Raw genomic sequence first — 17,727 nt, forward strand, 5'->3', positions numbered from 1 at the left:
TACAATCGCCGCCATGAGTTATCAAGTTCTAGCGCGCAAATGGCGCCCCAGGGATTTCACCACGCTGGTCGGCCAGGAGCACGTGGTCCGCGCGCTCACGCACGCGCTGGAACAACAGCGGCTGCACCACGCCTACCTGTTCACCGGCACGCGCGGGGTCGGCAAGACCACGCTGTCGCGGATCCTGGCCAAGGCGCTGAACTGCACCGGCCCTGACGGCAGCGGCGGCATCACCGCCGAGCCCTGCGGCCAGTGCAAGGCCTGCCAGGAAATCGACAGCGGCCGCTTCGTCGACTACATCGAGATGGATGCCGCATCCAACCGCGGCGTCGACGAGATGGCGCAGCTGCTCGACAAGGCCGTCTACGCTCCTACCGCCGGGCGCTTCAAGGTCTACATGATCGACGAAGTGCACATGCTGACCAACCACGCCTTCAACGCCATGCTGAAGACGCTGGAAGAGCCGCCCGGGCACGTCAAGTTCATCCTCGCCACCACCGACCCGCAGAAGATCCCGGTCACGGTGCTGTCGCGCTGCCTGCAGTTCAACCTGAAGCAGATGCCGCCGGGACATATCGTCTCGCACCTGGACCATATCCTGGCGCAGGAAGGCATCGCCCACGACGGCAACGCGCTGCGGCTGCTGGCGCAGGCCGCGCATGGGTCGATGCGCGATGCGCTGTCGCTGACTGACCAGGCCATCGCCTACAGCGCGGGCCAGGTGTCCGAGGACGCCGTGCGCGGCATGCTGGGCGCGATCGACCAGGGTTACCTGGTGCAGCTGCTCGACGCGCTGGCGGCCGAGGACGGCGCCGCCATGCTGGCGATCGCCGATGCCATGGCCGACCGCAGCCTGTCGTTCGCCGGCGCGCTGCAGGACCTGGGTTCGCTGCTGCACAAGGTGGCGCTGGCGCAGGCGGTGCCGGCTTCGGTGCAGGACGAATGGCCGGAAGCCGACGAGGTGCGGCGCCTGGCCGGCGTGTTCGACGCGCAGGAAGTCCAGCTGTTCTACCAGATCGCCAACCTGGGCCGCAGCGAGCTGGCGCTGGCGCCGGACGAGTACGCCGGCTTCACCATGACGCTGCTGCGCATGCTGGCGTTCCGGCCGTCGTCCGAGCCGGCCGCCACGGCGGGGCAGGGCGGCGGTGCGGCACCGGCGCGCCCGCGCAGTGCCGGCATGCCGGCCGCGGCGCGACCAGCCGAGGCACGCCAGGCGGCGACTGCCGCCGCTGCCCCGGCTGCCCCGGCTGCATCCCTTGCCGATGCCACGCCGGTGCCAGCCGCGGTGCCGTCCACGGTGGCGCCAGCAGCGCCCGTGGCCGAGCCGGTCGCCGCGCCGGCGGCCGTGCCTGCCGCTGCCGAGCCCGCGTCGGCGCGCTCGGCTGGCGGCGCCATGTCGCCAGCGGCCGCGGCGCTGGCTGCCGCACGCCAGGCTTCCGCCGCCCGCGGCGGCGCCCGCAAGGCGCCGGCCCCAGCCGTGCCTGCTGCGCCAACCGCTGCACAGCGACCGCCGGCACAACCGCTGCGCGCCCCCGCGGCCGTAGCCGCGAGCCGTCCGGCTGCGGCCCCGGCCCCGGCCCAGGCGCCGGCTGCACGGCCGCTGGCGCCGCAGCCGCCCGCACCGACGGCAGCGCCCGCGGCGCGGCCCGTGGCAGCCAGGCCGCAAGCGCAACAAGAATCCGTGCCGCCCTGGGAAGCCGCCGGTGGCAGCGATGTGCCGCCGTGGGAAGAACTGCCGCCCGACCTGCCGGTGATCGGTCCCTATGACAGCGACCCGGGCTACAACGATTACGGTTTCAGCGAACCGGTAGCGCGCGCCACGGCACCGCGCAACGGCGCCTCCCGCCAGGCCCCGGCCACGGCTCGCGAGGCCGAGCCAGCCCGCGCAGCCGCTGCCGTACCGTCACCGCCAGCGGAATCCGCCAAATTCGTCGCACCGCGCCCACCTGCCGCGGCCGAGGACGGCACCCCGCCGGCCTTCACCGGCGCATGGCCGGTGCTGGCCGCCAGCCTGCCGCTGAAGGGCCTGGCGCAGCAGCTGGCATACCAGAGCGAACTGACGCAGGTGGTCGGGCGCACCTTCCACCTGCGCATCCCGGTCGCGGCGCTGGGCGAGAACGGCGTCGCCGAGCGGCTGCAGCAGGCGCTGTGCGACCACTTCGGCGAGCCGGTGCGCGTGCTCTGCGAAGTCGGCGGGGTCACCGTCACCGCCGCCGCCGCCGACGCCGAGGCCCGTGCCGAGCGCCAGCGCCAGGCCGAGGCCGCGATCGAGGCGGATCCCTTCGTGCAGGGGCTGCTGCGCGACCTCGGCGGCCAGATCGTGCCAGGCTCGATCCAGCCGCGCGCCGCCTGAGCGGCGGCTGGCGTTACCGAATTTCCGTCACCGAACTCTTACCGAATCCAGGAGCATTCCATCATGATGAAAGGTCAACTCGCCGGGCTGATGAAGCAGGCCCAGCAGATGCAGGAAAACATGAAGAAGATGCAGGAGCAGCTGGCCCAGATCGAGGTCGAGGGCCAGTCCGGCGCCGGTCTCGTCAAGGTGGTCATGACCTGCAAGAACGACGTCAAGCGCGTCACCATCGACCCCAGCCTGCTGGCCGAGGGCGAGGACAAGGACCTGCTCGAAGACCTGGTCGCCGCCGCCTTCAACGACGCCGTGCGCAAGGCCGAGGCCACCACGCAGGAAAAGATGGGCTCGATGACCTCGGGCCTGCCGCTGCCGCCGGGCTTCAAGCTGCCGTTCTAAGGCCATTGTGAAAGCGTCTTCGCCGACTTCGCTGCAGGCGCTGGTCGAGGCGCTGCGGGTGCTGCCCGGCGTCGGGCCCAAGTCCGCCCAGCGCATGGCCTACCACCTGCTGCAGCACGACCGCGAGGGCGCGCGCAAGCTGGGCGATGCGCTGCGCGGCGCGGCGGACCATATCCGCCATTGCCAGCGCTGCAACACCTTCACCGAGCAGGAGATCTGCGAGACCTGCCTGGACGACCGCCGCGACGCCTCGGTGCTGTGCGTGGTGGAAACGCCGGCCGACCAGGTCATGATCGAGCAGACCCTGACCTACCGCGGCAAGTATTTCGTGCTGATGGGCCGGCTGTCGCCGCTGGACGGCATCGGCCCGCGCGAGATCCACCTCGACCGGCTGCTGGCGCGCGCCACCGAGCCCGAGCTGGGCGGCCCGGTCGGCGAGGTCATCGTCGCCACCAATTTCACCAGCGAAGGCGAGGCCACCGCGCACTACATCGGCGAGATGCTCAAGGCGCGCGGCCTCAAGGTGTCGCGCCTGGCGCGCGGCGTGCCGGTGGGCGGCGAGCTGGAGTATGTCGATGCCGGCACCATTGCCCGCGCGGTGATGGACCGCCGCAACCTCTGAGCGCCGCTGCGCCGGCCGGCCTGCCTGTCGCGGGCACGGCCACCGGCGCGCCCGCTTCCATTTCCCGTCCGCTCCCATGAACCTGGCCCGCTTCGATCTCGTCACGCTCGGCTTGTTCGTTGCCGTGGCCCGGCAGGGCAGCATCTCGGCCGGCGCGCGCCAGTCGCACCTGGCGGTGGCGGCGGCGAGCAAGCGCATTTCGGACCTCGAGACCGCGGTCGGCGCGCCGCTGTTCTTTCGCCACGCCGCCGGCGTGCAGCTGACCGAGGCCGGCCAGGCCTGCTTCCACCATGCGCTGACCATCCTGCAGGACGTCGAGCGCATGGCCGGCGTGATGTCGGACTACGCCTCCGGCGTGCGCGGGCAGGTGCGCGTATGCGCCAATACCTCGGCGATCACGCAGTTCCTGCCGGATGACCTGGCCACCTTCATGCAGCGCCATCCGACCATCCGCATCGAGCTGGAAGAGCAGAACTCGCGCGACATCGTTGCGGCGCTGGTCGAGAACCGTGCCGACGTCGGCATCTTCGCCGACCGCACGCCCGCGGCGGGGCTGATGACGGTCGAGTACCGCCAGGACGAGCTGGTCATCATCACGCCGCCCAACCATCCGCTGGCCGCGCGCGGCCCGGTGCACTACGCCGATACGCTCGAATTCGATTTCGTCAGCCTGCCGCAGGAAACCTCGCTGGCGGCGCGCCTGCTGGAAGAGAGCAGCCGGCTGGACCGGCCGTTCCGGCTGCGCATCCAGGTGCGCAGCTTCGACGCCATGTGCCGCATGGTGATGGCCGGGCTGGGCGTGGGCGTGCTGCCGCGCATCGCGGCCGAGCCGCACGTGAAGTCGATGGGGCTGTCGCTGGTGACGCTGCAGGACGCCTGGGCACGCCGCTCGCTTCTGATCGGGCTGCGCGATCCGGCCGGCCTGACGGTGTCGGCGCGGCTGCTGATCACCCACCTGTGCGGGGACCGGGCGCCGTTCTGAGGCGTCGCTCCCGCAGCTGCGCGAAGCCTTTCGCGTTCCGAGAAAGCCCGCTTCTCCGATTGCCGATTCCTGGCAGGCCCCGCGCTGGGGCAAACTCCGTCCGAACGCAATGTATGGCATGCCAGTCAATGGCGCTGCCGCACTGCAACAAGACTGCCGCACCGCACGGAGACACCCATGGCGCAACAGATCCTAGAGGGCATTCGCGTCCTCGAACTCGGACAACTTATCGCCGGCCCCTTTGCTGCCAAGACCCTGGCCGACTTTGGCGCCCACATCATCAAGGTGGAACCGCCCGGGCAGGGCGACCCGCTGCGCAAATGGCGCATGTTGCATGAAGGCACTTCGGTGTGGTGGGAGGCGCAGTCGCGCAACAAGGAATCGGTCTGCATCGACCTGCGCCAGCCGGAAGGCCAGGCGCTGGTGCGCAAGCTGGCCGCCGAGGCCGATGTGCTGATCGAGAATTTCCGCCCCGGCACCATGGAGAAGTGGGGCCTGGGCTGGGACGTGCTGCATGCCGACAATCCGCGCCTGATCATGCTGCGCGTGTCGGGCTACGGCCAGACCGGGCCGAAGAAGGACGAGCCCGGCTTTGCCGCCGTGGCCGAAGCCATGGCCGGCCTGCGCCACCTGACCGGCGAGCCCGGGCGCGCGCCGGTGCGCGCCGGCCTGTCGCTGGGCGACACCATCGCCGGCCTGCACGGCGCCATGGGCGTGCTGCTGGCGCTGTACCAGCGCGATGCGCGCGGCGGCGAAGGGCAGGTGATCGACGTGGCGCTGTACGAGTCGCTGTTCAACCTGAGCGAAAGCCTGCTGCCGGAATACTCGGCGTTCGGCGCGGTGCGCCAGCCCGCCGGCGGCGCGCTGCCGGGGATCGCGCCGTCCAACGCCTACCCCTGCGCCAGCGGCGAATACGTGCTGGTGGCGGCCAACGGCGATGCCATCTTCAAGCGCATGATGCTCGCCATCGGCCGCGCCGATCTGGCCGACGATCCCGCACTGGAGCGCAACGACGGCCGCGTCGCGCGCGTCGATGAAATCGATGCCGCGATTGCCGACTGGACCCGCACGCAGACGGTGGAGTCGGCGCTGGCGGTGCTGCGCGACGCGCAGGTGCCATCGGGCCGCATCTATACCGTCAAGGACATTGCCGAAGACCCGCACTACCGCGCCCGCGGCGTGATCGAGACGGTCACCTCGGCCGGCGGCCTGACCGTGGAAGTGCCGGGCGTGGTGCCCAAGCTGTCGGCCAGCCCCGGCGCCATCCATGACCGCGCGCCCACGCTGGGCGAGCATACCGATGCGGTGCTGAAGCAGGCCGGCTTCGACGACGCCGCCATCGCCGACCTGCGCGCGCGCAAGGTGATCGCATGAGCGCCGCCGCCAGCCCCGCCGCTACCCTCTTGCGCGGCCCGGCCCGCGTCGAGATCAATGAAGTCGCGCCGCGCGACGGCCTGCAGATCGAGCCGGTGGTGGTGCCGACCGAGGCCAAAGTTGCCTTCGTCGATGCGCTCTCGGCCTGCGGCTTCGCGCGCATCGAGGCCACCTCGTTCACGTCGGCGCGCGCCATTCCCGCGCTGGCCGATGCCGAGGCGCTGATGCACCGCATGCGGCGCCAGCCGGGCGTGCGCTACACCGCGCTGGTGCCCAACCTGCGCGGGCTCGAGCGCGCGCTGTCGTGCCGCCCGGACGAGGTCAACCTGGTGATGTCGGCCAGCGAGACCCATAACCGCGCCAACCTGCGCATGACGCGCGCGCAGTCGCGGCAGCAGCTGCTGGCGATGATTGCCGAGGCCGGCGCGGCCGGCGTGCCGGTCAACGTGTCGCTGTCGACGGTATTCGGCTGCCCGTTCGAGGGCGAGGTCGATGCCGCCGAGGTGATGGCGCTGGCCAGCGCCTTCGCCGACGCCGGCGCGGCCGGCATCACGCTGTGCGACACCACCGGCATGGCCTATCCGAACCAGGTCGCGGCGCTGTGCGAAGCCTTCCAGGCCGCGCTGCCCCAGACCGGCCTGACCATCCACCTGCACAACACCCGCGGCATGGGCCTGGCCAACGCCGTCGCTGCCTGGCAGACCGGCGTGACGCGCTTCGACGCCGCCGCCGGCGGCCTGGGCGGATGCCCTTACGCGCCTGGTGCCAGCGGCAACGTCAGCACCGAAGACCTGGTCCACATGTTCGATTGCATGGGCGTGCAGACCGGCGTCGACCTGGGCGCGCTGCTCGACGTGGTCGCCGGCATGCCGCAACTGGTCGGGCGCGAACTCAACAGCCAGTTGCTGAGCGCCGGCCCGCGCCTGCGCACGCACCAGCCGCCGGCCTGGATGGCCGAGCATTTCGCCGCGCAGGCATAGCCCTGCCCACCCGCACAACAACAACGCATCCACGACAATCACGGAGACCCTGATGAAACAAGCCCTTCAACTCAAGCCCGCCATGCCCGCACGGCGCAAGGCCGTCGCCGCCGCGCTGGCAGCTATCGGCGCAGCGTGGCTCGCCCCGGCGGCACTGGCGCAGGATGGCAGCTATCCCGGCCGGCCGGTAACGCTGGTGGTATCGGCCGCTGCCGGCGGCACCACCGACCTGGCGGCGCGGATGATTGCCGAGCCGCTGTCCAAGGCGCTCGGCCAGCCGGTAGTGGTCGACAACCGTCCCGGCGGCAATGGCGGCATTGCCGCCAGCCTGGTGGCGCGCGCCAAGCCCGACGGCTACACGCTGATGCTGCAGTACTCGGGCTTCCACGTGATCACGCCGCTGCTGGTGAAGAACCTGTCGTGGGACCCGGTCAAGGACTTCGCGCCGGTGGCCAATATCCTGTCGGCGCCGCAGGTGCTGGTGGTGCGCCCGAGCCTGCCGGTCAAGTCGCTGAAGGAACTGGTGGCCTACGCCAAGGCCAACCCGGACAAGCTCAACTACGCCTCGTCGGGCAACGGCTCGCTGCAGCATGTGTCGACCGAGCTGCTGAACCAGATGGCCGGCACCAGGATCACGCACGTGCCGTACAAGGGCACCGGCCCGGCCATGACCGACCTGCTGGGCGGCTCGGTCGACCTGACCATCACCACGCCGCCGCCGCTGATGGGCCATATCGCCGCCGGCAAGCTGCGCCCGCTGGTGGTGACCAGCAAGACCCGCCTGCCGAGCCTGAAGGACGTGCCGTCGGCACCCGAAGCCGGCTACCCCGACCTCGACGTATCGTCGTGGTTCGCGATGTACGCGCCGGCGGGCACGCCCAAGCCGGTGGTCGACAAGCTCACCGGCGAGATCGACAAGATCATGCGCACCGACGCCTTCCGCAAGAAGGCCGAGGAACTGGGCGCCGAGGCCAAGTACATGAATCCGCAGCAGCTGGCGCAATACCAGAAGGCCGAGCTGGCACGCTGGGCCAAGGTGATCAAGTCCGCCGACATTCACGCCGAATGACGCCAGCGGCAGCGGCAAGGTGATCGAAAGGTAAGGGGGCTAAGCTGGCGGGCTTGCTAGGTATTGATACCGATGCTGCGCGCCACGCCGTCCGGTAGCATCGCAATCTGCCGCACCGCGGCGCGCCCCCCGACGCGCCCCCCAACGCGCGCGCCCATCAAGCGCATCTGCCGCGGCGCCAGTCCACACGGGTAGGAGATCTCGCATGTATAACAAGAAGTTCTGGAAGCAATTCCTGATCGCGCTGGCGCTGTTCCTGGCCGGCTGGTTCACCTTCGGCCAGGCGCAGGCGCAGGGCAAGCCCGAGAAGACCAAGGTCACCATCGCGGTGGGCGGCAAGAACCTGTTCTATTACCTGCCGCTGACCATCGCCGAGCGCCTCGGCTACTTCAAGGAAGAAGGGCTCGATGTCGAGATCGTCGACTTCGCCGGCGGCGCCAAGGCGCTGCAGGCGGTGGTGGGCGGCAGCGCCGACGTGGTTTCGGGCGCCTACGAGCACACCATCAACCTGCAGGCCAAGGGCCAGCGCTACCAGGAATTCGTGCTGCAGGGCCGCGCCCCGCAGATCGTGCTGGTGGTGTCGAACAAGACCATGCCCAACTTCAAGTCGATCGCCGACCTGAAGGGCAAGAAGATCGGCGTGACCGCGCCGGGCTCGTCGACCAACATGATGGCCAACTTCGTGCTGGCCAAGGCCGGCCTGAAGCCGTCGGACGTGTCGTTCATCGGCGTGGGGGCCAGCGCCGGCGCGGTGGCGGCGATGCGCTCGGGCCAGATCGACGCGATGGCCAACCTCGACCCGGTGGTGTCGATGCTGACGCAGAAGAATGAAGTGCGCATTGCCTCGGACACCCGCACGCTGAAGGACACCCAGGCGGTGTTCGGCGGCAACATGCCGTCGGGCTGCCTGTATGCGTCGCAGGCCTTTATCCAGCAGAATCCCAACACCACGCAGGCGCTGACCAACGCCATGGTGCGCGCGCTCAAGTGGCTGCAGAAGGCGGGCCCGTCCGACATCGTCAAGACCGTGCCGGAAAGCTATCTGCTGGGCGACCGTGCGCTGTACCTGGCCGCGTGGGAAAAGGTCAAGGAAGCGATCTCGCCGGACGGCACCATGCCGGCCGACGGCCCGCGCACCGCGCTCAACGCGCTGGGCCAGTTCGACGCCGAACTGAAGGGCAAGTCGATCAAGCTGGAAGAGACCTACACCAACGCGTTCGTGCAGAAGGCCAACGCCAAGTACAAGTAATTTCCTCGCCGTCGATGCCATCGGCCCGCTGCCCGCAGCGGGCCTTTGCTTTGCGGCAGCGACGGCCCCTCCATCATCACTCGCCCGCGCCGCTGCATGCGCGACGGCGGGTACGAGACGGTTCATCATGAGCATTCCCGCACTTTCACTCGAGCAGGTCACCTGCACCTTTGTTTCGCGCGATGACCGCAGCCAGCGCTATACCGCGGTCAAGGACGTCACGCTGTCGATCCAGCCTGGCGAATTCGTATCGGTGGTGGGCCCCACCGGCTGCGGCAAGTCCACGCTGCTGAATGTCGGCGCCGGCCTGCTCGAGCCTTCCAGCGGCGAGGTGCGCGTGTTCGGCGAGCCGCTGCGCGGCATCAACCGGCGCGCCGGCTACATGTTCCAGACCGAGGCGCTGATGCCGTGGCGCAGCGCGCTCGACAACGTTGTCGCCGGCCTGGAATTCCGCGGCACCGCGCGCGCCGAGGCGGTGCAGCAGGGCGAAGAATGGCTGCGCCGCGTCGGCCTGGGCGGGTTTGGCGACCGCTACCCGCACCAGCTCTCGGGCGGCATGCGCAAGCGCGTGGCGCTGGCGCAGACGCTGGTGCTGGACCCGGACATCATCCTGATGGACGAGCCGTTCTCGGCGCTCGACATCCAGACCCGCCAGCTGATGGAGAACGAAGTGCTGGATCTGTGGGCGGCCAAGCGCAAGGCCGTGCTCTTCATCACCCATGACCTGGATGAGGCCATCGCCATGAGCGACCGCGTGGTGGTGCTGTCGGCCGGCCCCGGCACGCATCCGATCGGCGAGTTCGCGATCGACCTGCCGCGTCCGCGCGACGTCGCCGAGATCCGCAACCATCCGCGCTTTGTCGAGCTGCACGCCGCGATCTGGGACGTGCTGCGCGAGGAAGTGCTCAAGGGCTACGCCCAGCAGCGCAAGGTGGCCTGACCGGTCCCGCGTCCCAATCCAAAACAAGAACTGAATCCCGATGGCATTCCGTACTGATTCCAAGGGCATGCTGCGCGTGTGGCAGCTGCTGGTCCTGGTGGTGATCCTCGGCGTGTGGCACGTGGCCACGCGCTCGCAGCAGGTCGCCTTTTTCTTTGGCGAGCCGCTGATGGTGGCGCAACGCATCTGGAACTGGTTTATCGTCGAGCGCGATATCTACCTGCACCTGGGCGTGACCCTGATCGAAACCGTGCTGGCCTTCGGCATCGGCACGGTGGCGGGGCTGGGCGTCGGCCTGTGGCTGGCGCTGAGCCCGCTCACCTCGGCCATCCTCGATCCCTACGTCAAGGCCATGAACTCGATGCCGCGCGTGATCCTGGCGCCGATCTTCGCGGTCTGGTTCGGCCTGGGCATCTGGTCGAAGGTGGCACTGGCGGTGACGCTGGTGTTCTTCATCGTCTTTTTCAACGTCTACCAGGGCGTCAAGGAAGTGAGCCCGGTGGTGCTGGCCAATGCGCGCATGCTGGGCGCCAGCCAGAAGCAGCTGCTGCGCCATGTCTACCTGCCGAGCGCGACCAGCTGGGTGTTCTCGTCGCTGCATACCTCGGTGGGCCTGGCCTTCGTCGGCGCGGTGGTGGGCGAGTACCTGGGCTCGGCGCGCGGCGTGGGCTACCTGATCCTGCAGGCCGAGGGCACCTTCGACATCAATACCGTGTTTGCCGGCATCGTGGTGCTGACCGCGTTTGCGCTGGTGCTGGACTGGATGGTCGGCATCGGCGAGAAGCGGCTGATGAAGTGGCAGCCGAAGAGCGGGGAGACGGAGAAGCTCTAAGCTTCGCTTCGGCGGCGGTTTGCTCCCCTCTCCCGCTTGCGGGAGAGGGGCGGGGGTGAGGGCGGCGTGCCCAATAGCGACAGCTTTCACTTCGTAGAAGCTCTCGCCCTCACCCCAACCCTCCCGCAAGCGGGAGAGGCAATCACGGCACCATCACGGCACCGTCACGGCACGATCACGGCACGATCACGATCTTGCCGGTGACCTTGCGCGCTTCCATGTCCTTCAGCGCCTGCGCGGCCTGCTCCAGCGGATAGCGCGCCGAGATATGCGGGCGGATCTTGCCTTCCTTCATCCAGCCCAGCATCTGCGCCATGTTGGCCTGGTTGGCCTTCGGCTCGCGCCGCACGAAATCGCCCCAGAACACGCCCACCAGCGACGCGCCCTTGAGCAGCGCCAGGTTCAGCGGCAGCCTGGGGATCTCGCCGTTGGCGAAGCCCACCACCAGGTAGCGGCCGCGCCAGCCGATCGAGCGGAACGCCGGCTCGGCATAGACGCCGCCGACCGGGTCGTAGATCACGTCCGGGCCCTTGCCATCGGTCAGCGCCTTGATGCGCTCGCGCAGGTCTTCGGTGCTGTAGTTGATGAAGGCGTCGGCACCGTGCTCCTTGCACACGGCCAGCTTCTCGTCGGTCGACGCCGCCGCGATCACGCGCGCGCCGATGGCCTTGCCGATTTCGATTGCCGCCAGGCCCACGCCGCCGGCCGCGCCCAGCACCAGCATGGTCTGGCCTGCCTTCAGTTCGCCGCGGTCGATCACCGCGTGGTGCGAGGTGCCGTAGGTCAGCGTGAAGGCCGCCGCGGTCTCGAAGTCGATGCCGGGCGGCATCGGCACCACCGACGCCGCCGGCGCCTTGGCCTGGCTGGCGAAGGCGCCATTGCCGAGGTAGGCGATGACCTTGTCGCCGGGCTTGACGTGGGTGACGCCTTCGCCCACCGCGTTGACCACGCCGGCCAGTTCCGAACCCGGGGTGAACGGCAGTTCGGGCTTGGCCTGGTATTTGTTCTGGATGATCAGCACATCCGGGAAGTTGACCGCGGCCGCCTTGACGTCGATGACCACTTCGCCCTTGCCGGGCACCAGGTCGGGCAGGGTTTCGAGGGTCAGCGAATCGGGCGGGCCCCAGGCTTTGCACAGTACGGCTTTCATCATGTCTCCGGTGGTGGTGTTGGCATGCCGCGCCAGTCAAGCTTACGCGGGCCGGCCGGGCAAGTGTAGCGCAGGAATAGCACGGTCGTTCTGTTTCATGCGGAAGCCGTGGAGGCGGTCATTTGCCGCCTGCATATCGCGCCCGCGGCGCCCGCGCCGACCGCAAGCATCGGGCGCCGCGCAGGCCGCTTGCGCGCCTGCGCTCAGGTACAATCGCGGCATGCATATCCTTCTCGCCAACGACGACGGTTATCTCGCGCCGGGACTGGCCGTTTTGCATGCTGCGCTCGCGCCGCTGGGCCGGATCACGGTCATCGCGCCGGAGCAGAACCATAGCGGCGCTTCCAATTCCCTGACCCTGCAGCGTCCGCTGTCGATCTACGAAGCGCGCGAAGGCGTGCAAAAAGGTTTTCGCTTCGTCAACGGCACGCCCACTGACTGCGTGCATATCGCGCTGACCGGGCTGCTCGATGAAAAGCCCGACCTGGTGGTGTCCGGCATCAACCAGGGCCAGAACATGGGCGAGGACGTGCTCTACTCCGGCACCGTCGCCGCCGCGATCGAAGGCTACCTGCTGGGGATTCCGTCGGTGGCCTTCTCACAGGTCGACAAGGGCTGGGAACACCTCGATGCCGCCGCGCGCGTGGCGCGCACCGTGGTGGAGCGCATCATCGGCACGCCGCCGGCCGAGCCGTTCCTGCTCAACGTCAATATCCCGAACCTGCCGTTCGAACATATCCAGGGCTATCGCGCCACGCGCCTGGGCAAGCGCCATCCGTCGCAGCCGGTGATCACGCAGGTCAACCCGCGCGGCGACACCAATTACTGGATCGGCCCGGCCGGCGACGCGCGCGACGCCAGCGAGGGCACCGACTTCCACGCGACCGCGCAGGGCTATGTCTCGCTGACGCCGTTGCAGCTGGACCTGACCCACCGCGGGCAGCTCGACGCGCTCGAACAGTGGCTGAAGTAGGGCCGCCGGTCCCGAGCCGCCCGAGCCACCGAGTTGCCGCGCCGCGCCCCCGATGAGTTCCACGCCCCCTCGCAACAAATTCCCGCTGCCGCTCGATGCGGTGGTCGAGCGCAAGCCCGCGCCCGCGCGCACCGCCGGCATCCCGGCCGTGGGCGCGCCGCGCCCGGCCGCGCCCGCGTCCCCGCCCGCCACGCCGGCCAAGCCCCGGCTGCCGCGTACCGCGGCGCCGGCGCCCGCGCCGGTGCCTGCCAGCGCGGTCGAGCAGCGCGCCTCGGCGGCCACCGCCGGCGGTGGCGGCATGGCTTCGGCGCGCGCGCGCGCGGCCATGGCGGCGCGGCTGCGCGCCGCGGGCATCCGCGACGAGCGCGTGCTGGCGGCGATCGCCACGGTGCCGCGCCATTTGTTCGTCGAGCCCGGGCTGGCATCGCAGGCGTATGAAGACGCGGCGCTGCCGATCGGCCACCAGCAGACCATCTCCAAGCCGTCGGTGGTGGCGCGCATGATCGAATTGCTGCGCGAGGGCCTCGGCGCCGAGGCGCCGCTGGAGCGCGTGCTGGAGATCGGCACCGGCTGCGGCTACCAGGCCGCGGTGCTGGCCCAGGTGGCGCGCGAAGTCTTCTCGATCGAGCGCATCCGGCCGCTGCACGAGCAGGCCAAGGCGAACCTGCGCCCGTTGCGCGTGCCCAACCTGCGCCTGCACTACGGCGACGGCATGCTGGGCCTGCCGCAGGCCGCGCCGTTCTCGGCCATCATCCTCGCCGCGGCCGGCATGGAGGTGCCCGAGGCGCTGCTGGAGCAGCTGGCCATCGGCGGGCGCCTGATCGCCCCGGTGGCGGTGATGCCGCCGGCAGGCGTGCCCGGCCAGACCGTGACGCAGCAACTGCTGCTGATCGAGCGGCGCAACCGCCATCGCTTTCACCGAACCGCGCTTGAAGCCGTTTTCTTTGTGCCCTTAAAATCGGGCACCATCTGAGTCGAACTATGCACAACATCGTGAAATCGCAAAATTTCGCACGCGCCGGACAACTTTTTGCGGCGACATCGCTCGCGGCCCTGCTGGCCGCCTGCGCCAATTCGCCGATGCCGGCCCCGGTCGTCGACCGTACCTCCACTTCCGGTACCACGGCGGCGACGCTGGAGCCGGCGCCGCCCGGGTACTATCGGGTCAAGCGAGGCGATACCCTTTACCGTATCGCGCTGGAGAACGGCCAGTCGTATCGCGATGTGGCGGCGTGGAACAACCTGACCAATGTGAACCAGATCGAGGTCGGCCAGCTGCTGCGCATCGTGCCGCCGGGTGCCGACGTCAACACTGCGCCGGGCGTGGCGACCATGCCGGTGGCGCCGGGCACGGTGCAGGCGCAGCCGATCGACCAGGCCCGTCCGAACGGCACGCCGGTGCCGCCGCCGGCGGCGCCTGCAACCACGCCTGCGGCCGCGGCTTCGGCGCCCGCGGCAGCGCCCGCCGCGACCGCGCCGGCATCGGCGCCGATGGCCGACGGCTCGATGAAGCTGGGCTGGCCGGCGACCGGCCAGATGGTCGGTAAATTCGACGACAAGGGCAATAAAGGCATCGATATTGCGGGCAAGAAGGGCGATTCGGTGCTGGCCGCGGATGACGGTCGGGTGATTCACGTAGGCCCCTTGCGCGGCTACGGGAATCTTGTCATCATCAAACACAACGAGACATTTCTTACCGCTTACGGGCACAACGACAAGGTGCTCGTCGCTGAGCAATCCACGGTCCGAAAAGGCCAGAAGATTGCAGAGATGGGCAACAGTGATACCGACCGGGTGAAGCTTCACTTCGAAGTTCGCAAGAACGGAAAACCGGTTGATCCGATGCGGTACCTGCCGCCACAGTGAGGGTTCATGCCACGCCAGAAAACTGTCTCCTCCGGAACCGTCAGCAGGGCTCGCCGTCCCAAGCAGCCGGAAGTGAAGGCTGGTGTGGCGCATCCCGACGAACGCGCCGAGGCCGAGGGCTTCGAGCCCGATCTCGCCGCCGAGATGCTTCCCGTGACCGATGAGCCCATCGCCACGTCCGCTGCGGTGGGCCTGCGCGAGGCCGATCTGCTCGGCGACGACAATGAGCGCAACGAGCGCCATCTGCGCGACGACGACGAGGACGAGTCGGAAGACGAGGAAGAGGACAGCGCTGAAAACGGCACCGAAAGCGCCACCGCCGAGCATGACGATTTCCGCACGGTGCTGCATACCGAGCTGGCCGCCGACACCGTCCAGCATTACCTGAACCGCATCAGCATCAAGCCGCTGCTGTCGGCGCCGGAAGAACTGCATTTCTCCACGCTGGCCAAGGACGGCGATTTTGCCGCGCGCCAGGTCATGATCGAGCGCAACCTGCGGCTGGTGGTCAGCATCGCCAAGGGTTATCTCAATCGCGGCGTGCCGCTGCTGGACCTGATCGAGGAAGGCAACCTCGGCCTGATGCACGCGATCGAGAAGTTCGATCCGTCGCGCGGCTTCCGCTTCTCGACCTACGCAACGTGGTGGATCCGCCAGAGCATCGAGCGCGCCATCATGAACCAGGCACGCACCGTCCGCCTGCCGGTGCACGTGATCCGCGAACTCAACCAGGTGCTGCGCGCCAAGCGCCATCTGGAAAAAGGCGGCACCGACGGGCGCGACGCCAGCCTGGAAGACATCGCCCACCTGCTGGGCAAGACGCCGGACGAAGTGCAGGACGTGCTGGCACTCAACGAACATACCACCTCGCTCGATACGCCGTTCGATCTCGATCCCGGCTCGAGCCTCCTGGATTTCCTCTCCGACGAGCACAACGCCGCCCCCGACCAGGAGGTGGCGCACCGCGAGCTGGAAGGGCTGATGAAGCTCTGGCTGGCGCGCCTGTCGGAAAAGCATCGCTATGTGGTCGAGCGCCGCTTCGGCCTTAACCACATCGAGCCCGCCACGCTGGAAGAGCTTGCCGAGGAGATGGGCCTGACGCGCGAGCGCGTGCGCCAGATCCAGCAGGAGGCGCTGGTCAAGCTCAAGCGGCATTTCGCTTCGCAAGGTGTCAGGAAGGACGCCGTTCTATGACCCCTGTGCTGGTATTCGACATCGAGACCATTCCCGATGTCGCCGGCCTGCGCCGTTTGCATGACCACCCCGATGCGATGAGCGACGCCGAAGTCGCCGAGCATGCGTTCTCCGCCCGCCGGGAAAAGACCGGCAGCGATTTCCTCCCGCACTACCTGCAGCGTGTCGCCGCGATTTCCTGCGTACTGCGGCGCACGCACCGCGACGGCTCGGCCGTGTTCCATGTCGGCTCGCTCGGCACGCCGCAAGACGGCGAAGCCACGCTGATCCAGAAGTTCTATGAACTGATCGCGCGCTACAGCCCGCAACTGGTGTCGTGGAATGGCGGCGGCTTCGACCTGCCGGTGCTGCACTACCGCGGCCTGGTCAACGGCATCACCGCGCCGCGCTACTGGGAGATGGGCGAGGGCCGCGACGAAGACAGCCGCGACTTCAAGTGGAACAACTACATCAGCCGCTACCACATGCGGCACCTGGACCTGATGGACCTGCTGGCGATGTACCAGCCGCGCGCCAGCGCGCCGCTCGATGACCTGGCCAAGCTGTGCGGCTTTCCCGGCAAGATGGGGATGGATGGCAGCAAGGTGTGGCAGGCATACCAGGCCGGGCAGCTCGACCAGATCCGCGCCTATTGCGAGACCGACGTCGTCAACACCTACCTGATGTACTGCCGCTTCCAGCTGATGCGCGGCGGGCTGTCGCCGCGCGAGTTCGACCTCGAGATGGAATTCGTCCAGGAATCGCTGGCGGAGCTGCCGGGCGAGCAGTGGATGGAATACCTGCAGGCCTTCCGGCTGCAGCGGCTGACGCCCGAAGCCGAGGACCTCGAAGACTGACCACGGCAGACGCCATCCCGGCTTAGAGGTCCAGCGACAGCAGGATCGGCTGGTGGTCCGAGGCATCGGTATCGCCGTTGACCTCGCAGCGCCGGATGCGGGCGGCGAGCGGCTCGGTCACCAGCATGAAGTCACAGGCAAAGGGCGGCTCGGGCCATTGTTCCTTGTCGTGCAGCGCGCAGGTCGGGGCATGCGGCTGGCCGGGATGCGCATGCAGCCAGGCGTCGCGCCAGGCCGGCGTGCCGTCGTCGAACGGCTCCAGCATGCGCCGATAGGCGACGTCGTCGGGTTTGCTGTTGAAGTCGCCGCACAGGATGGCTTCGGCGGGCCGGGGCTCCGGCGTGAACGGGCCCGGCCACTGCTCGCTGCGGCCGGGCCGGCGCGCGTGGCCGCACGCCTCGGCATGCCATTGGCGCAGGGCTTCGGCCTGCGCCGTGCGCTGGGTCGCCGAATAATATTCCAGGTGCGTGCAGATCACGCGCAGCCGCGCGCTGCCGGCCTCCACGGTGGCTTCCAGCGCCACCCTCGGCATCGACGCCACCGCAGGATCCGCGGGCCAGGGCAGCGCATGGCGGAACACCTCGCGCACCGGCAGCCGGGTCGCGATCAGGTTGCCGAACTGCTTGAGCGCGCCCATGCGCCCACGCCGGTCGACCGCCGGCGCAAAGAGCAGGTGATAGCCCGGCAGCAGCGCGGTCAGCTCCGATACCTGGTCGGCGCCGGGCTCGCCGCGCAGTTCGCCAAAGCCGCGCGTCACTTCCTGCAGGCACAGCACGTCCGCATCGGCCATGGCGCGCAGTACCTCCACCTGCCGCGCCAGGTCGACGCGCCCGTCGGCGCCGCGGCCCCACTGGATGTTCCACGAAATCAGTTCCATGCCCGCTCTCCGTCGTTGGTCCGGACGTACGCCA

General features: G+C 69.0%; 17 protein-coding genes. 15 read left to right on the plus strand and 2 right to left on the minus strand.

The window, feature by feature from the left end:
- The first annotated feature begins 13 nt into the window (after nucleotides 1-13).
- The 10 genes from LIN44_RS07690 (at nucleotide 14) to LIN44_RS07735 (ending at nucleotide 10,797) form a co-directional block, all read left to right on the plus strand.
- Nucleotides 14-2,353 carry a DNA polymerase III subunit gamma/tau gene (locus LIN44_RS07690; RefSeq protein WP_227314190.1) on the plus strand — a complete coding sequence of 780 codons (2,340 nt, stop codon included), beginning with the start codon at nucleotides 14-16 and terminating at the stop codon, nucleotides 2,351-2,353.
- Between the two features lie 63 nt (nucleotides 2,354-2,416).
- Complete coding sequence (locus LIN44_RS07695; protein WP_012353187.1) at nucleotides 2,417-2,749, plus strand: YbaB/EbfC family nucleoid-associated protein; 333 nt, start codon at nucleotides 2,417-2,419, stop codon at nucleotides 2,747-2,749.
- Nucleotides 2,750-2,756: 7 nt separating this feature from the next.
- Entirely contained in the window at nucleotides 2,757-3,371 is a 615-nt protein-coding gene (gene recR / locus LIN44_RS07700) for a recombination mediator RecR (RefSeq protein ID WP_010814257.1), read from the plus strand.
- A 76-nt stretch (nucleotides 3,372-3,447) separates the two neighbouring features.
- Nucleotides 3,448-4,353, plus strand: coding sequence for a LysR substrate-binding domain-containing protein (locus LIN44_RS07705; protein WP_227314191.1), 906 nt, complete (start codon nucleotides 3,448-3,450; stop codon nucleotides 4,351-4,353).
- Nucleotides 4,354-4,530: 177 nt separating this feature from the next.
- A complete protein-coding gene (locus LIN44_RS07710) occupies nucleotides 4,531-5,727 on the plus strand; it encodes a CaiB/BaiF CoA-transferase family protein (protein ID WP_227314192.1) in 1,197 nt (398 codons plus the stop codon).
- The gene (locus LIN44_RS07715) at nucleotides 5,724-6,707 is read left to right on the plus strand and encodes a hydroxymethylglutaryl-CoA lyase (protein ID WP_227314193.1); all 984 of its coding nucleotides are present in this window, start codon (nucleotides 5,724-5,726) and stop codon (nucleotides 6,705-6,707) included. The genes LIN44_RS07710 and LIN44_RS07715 overlap by 4 nt, the downstream gene beginning before the upstream one ends.
- Nucleotides 6,708-6,759: 52 nt before the next feature.
- A complete protein-coding gene (locus LIN44_RS07720) occupies nucleotides 6,760-7,776 on the plus strand; it encodes a tripartite tricarboxylate transporter substrate binding protein (RefSeq protein WP_227314194.1) in 1,017 nt (338 codons plus the stop codon).
- 205 nt (nucleotides 7,777-7,981) lie between these two features.
- A complete protein-coding gene (locus tag LIN44_RS07725; RefSeq protein ID WP_116382991.1) occupies nucleotides 7,982-9,025 on the plus strand; it encodes an ABC transporter substrate-binding protein in 1,044 nt (347 codons plus the stop codon).
- Between the two features lie 127 nt (nucleotides 9,026-9,152).
- Complete coding sequence (locus LIN44_RS07730) at nucleotides 9,153-9,965, plus strand: ABC transporter ATP-binding protein (protein WP_227314195.1); 813 nt, start codon at nucleotides 9,153-9,155, stop codon at nucleotides 9,963-9,965.
- 40 nt (nucleotides 9,966-10,005) lie between these two features.
- A complete protein-coding gene (locus tag LIN44_RS07735; RefSeq protein WP_092309296.1) occupies nucleotides 10,006-10,797 on the plus strand; it encodes an ABC transporter permease in 792 nt (263 codons plus the stop codon).
- Between the two features lie 175 nt (nucleotides 10,798-10,972).
- Here LIN44_RS07735 and LIN44_RS07740 read toward each other — a convergent pair whose 3' ends face one another.
- The gene (locus tag LIN44_RS07740) at nucleotides 10,973-11,947 is read right to left on the minus strand and encodes an NADPH:quinone oxidoreductase family protein (RefSeq protein WP_227314360.1); all 975 of its coding nucleotides are present in this window, start codon (nucleotides 11,945-11,947) and stop codon (nucleotides 10,973-10,975) included.
- Between the two features lie 220 nt (nucleotides 11,948-12,167).
- Between LIN44_RS07740 and surE the strand changes: the two genes are divergently transcribed.
- Genes surE through LIN44_RS07765 form a run of 5 tightly spaced genes read left to right on the plus strand, consistent with a single transcriptional unit; the run spans nucleotide 12,168 to nucleotide 16,816 of the window.
- Nucleotides 12,168-12,920, plus strand: coding sequence for a 5'/3'-nucleotidase SurE (gene surE / locus LIN44_RS07745; protein ID WP_227314196.1), 753 nt, complete (start codon nucleotides 12,168-12,170; stop codon nucleotides 12,918-12,920).
- A gap of 52 nt (nucleotides 12,921-12,972) precedes the next feature.
- The gene (locus LIN44_RS07750; protein WP_227314197.1) at nucleotides 12,973-13,893 is read left to right on the plus strand and encodes a protein-L-isoaspartate(D-aspartate) O-methyltransferase; all 921 of its coding nucleotides are present in this window, start codon (nucleotides 12,973-12,975) and stop codon (nucleotides 13,891-13,893) included.
- An 8-nt stretch (nucleotides 13,894-13,901) separates the two neighbouring features.
- The gene (locus LIN44_RS07755; RefSeq protein ID WP_227314198.1) at nucleotides 13,902-14,786 is read left to right on the plus strand and encodes a peptidoglycan DD-metalloendopeptidase family protein; all 885 of its coding nucleotides are present in this window, start codon (nucleotides 13,902-13,904) and stop codon (nucleotides 14,784-14,786) included.
- Between the two features lie 6 nt (nucleotides 14,787-14,792).
- Nucleotides 14,793-15,980, plus strand: a complete 1,188-nt coding sequence (gene rpoS, locus LIN44_RS07760; RefSeq protein ID WP_227314199.1) for an RNA polymerase sigma factor RpoS — start codon at nucleotides 14,793-14,795, stop codon at nucleotides 15,978-15,980.
- Nucleotides 15,977-16,816 (plus strand): 3'-5' exonuclease, encoded by an 840-nt coding sequence (locus LIN44_RS07765; RefSeq protein ID WP_227314200.1) that lies wholly within the window; start codon nucleotides 15,977-15,979, stop codon nucleotides 16,814-16,816. Before rpoS ends, LIN44_RS07765 begins: the two co-directional genes overlap by 4 nt.
- Nucleotides 16,817-16,838: 22 nt before the next feature.
- On the opposite strand, the gene LIN44_RS07770 is transcribed toward LIN44_RS07765, so the two are convergent.
- Nucleotides 16,839-17,693, minus strand: coding sequence for an endonuclease/exonuclease/phosphatase family protein (locus LIN44_RS07770; RefSeq protein WP_227314201.1), 855 nt, complete (start codon nucleotides 17,691-17,693; stop codon nucleotides 16,839-16,841).
- Nucleotides 17,694-17,727 lie beyond the last annotated feature (34 nt).

The organism is Cupriavidus sp. MP-37, assembly GCF_020618415.1.
In the GTDB taxonomy this organism is placed as follows: Bacteria; Pseudomonadota; Gammaproteobacteria; order Burkholderiales; family Burkholderiaceae; genus Cupriavidus.

Coding starts and splice junctions, on each gene's coding strand:
- LIN44_RS07690 (WP_227314190.1), top strand. CDS start 14: ATGAGTTATCAAGTTCTAGCGCGCAAATGGCGCCCCAGGGATTTCACC.
- LIN44_RS07695 (WP_012353187.1), top strand. CDS start 2,417: ATGATGAAAGGTCAACTCGCCGGGCTGATGAAGCAGGCCCAGCAGATG.
- LIN44_RS07705 (WP_227314191.1), top strand. CDS start 3,448: ATGAACCTGGCCCGCTTCGATCTCGTCACGCTCGGCTTGTTCGTTGCC.
- LIN44_RS07710 (WP_227314192.1), top strand. CDS start 4,531: ATGGCGCAACAGATCCTAGAGGGCATTCGCGTCCTCGAACTCGGACAA.
- LIN44_RS07715 (WP_227314193.1), top strand. CDS start 5,724: ATGAGCGCCGCCGCCAGCCCCGCCGCTACCCTCTTGCGCGGCCCGGCC.
- LIN44_RS07720 (WP_227314194.1), top strand. CDS start 6,760: ATGAAACAAGCCCTTCAACTCAAGCCCGCCATGCCCGCACGGCGCAAG.
- LIN44_RS07725 (WP_116382991.1), top strand. CDS start 7,982: ATGTATAACAAGAAGTTCTGGAAGCAATTCCTGATCGCGCTGGCGCTG.
- LIN44_RS07730 (WP_227314195.1), top strand. CDS start 9,153: ATGAGCATTCCCGCACTTTCACTCGAGCAGGTCACCTGCACCTTTGTT.
- LIN44_RS07735 (WP_092309296.1), top strand. CDS start 10,006: ATGGCATTCCGTACTGATTCCAAGGGCATGCTGCGCGTGTGGCAGCTG.
- LIN44_RS07740 (WP_227314360.1), bottom strand. CDS start 11,947: ATGAAAGCCGTACTGTGCAAAGCCTGGGGCCCGCCCGATTCGCTGACC.
- surE (WP_227314196.1), top strand. CDS start 12,168: ATGCATATCCTTCTCGCCAACGACGACGGTTATCTCGCGCCGGGACTG.
- LIN44_RS07750 (WP_227314197.1), top strand. CDS start 12,973: ATGAGTTCCACGCCCCCTCGCAACAAATTCCCGCTGCCGCTCGATGCG.
- LIN44_RS07755 (WP_227314198.1), top strand. CDS start 13,902: ATGCACAACATCGTGAAATCGCAAAATTTCGCACGCGCCGGACAACTT.
- rpoS (WP_227314199.1), top strand. CDS start 14,793: ATGCCACGCCAGAAAACTGTCTCCTCCGGAACCGTCAGCAGGGCTCGC.
- LIN44_RS07765 (WP_227314200.1), top strand. CDS start 15,977: ATGACCCCTGTGCTGGTATTCGACATCGAGACCATTCCCGATGTCGCC.
- LIN44_RS07770 (WP_227314201.1), bottom strand. CDS start 17,693: ATGGAACTGATTTCGTGGAACATCCAGTGGGGCCGCGGCGCCGACGGG.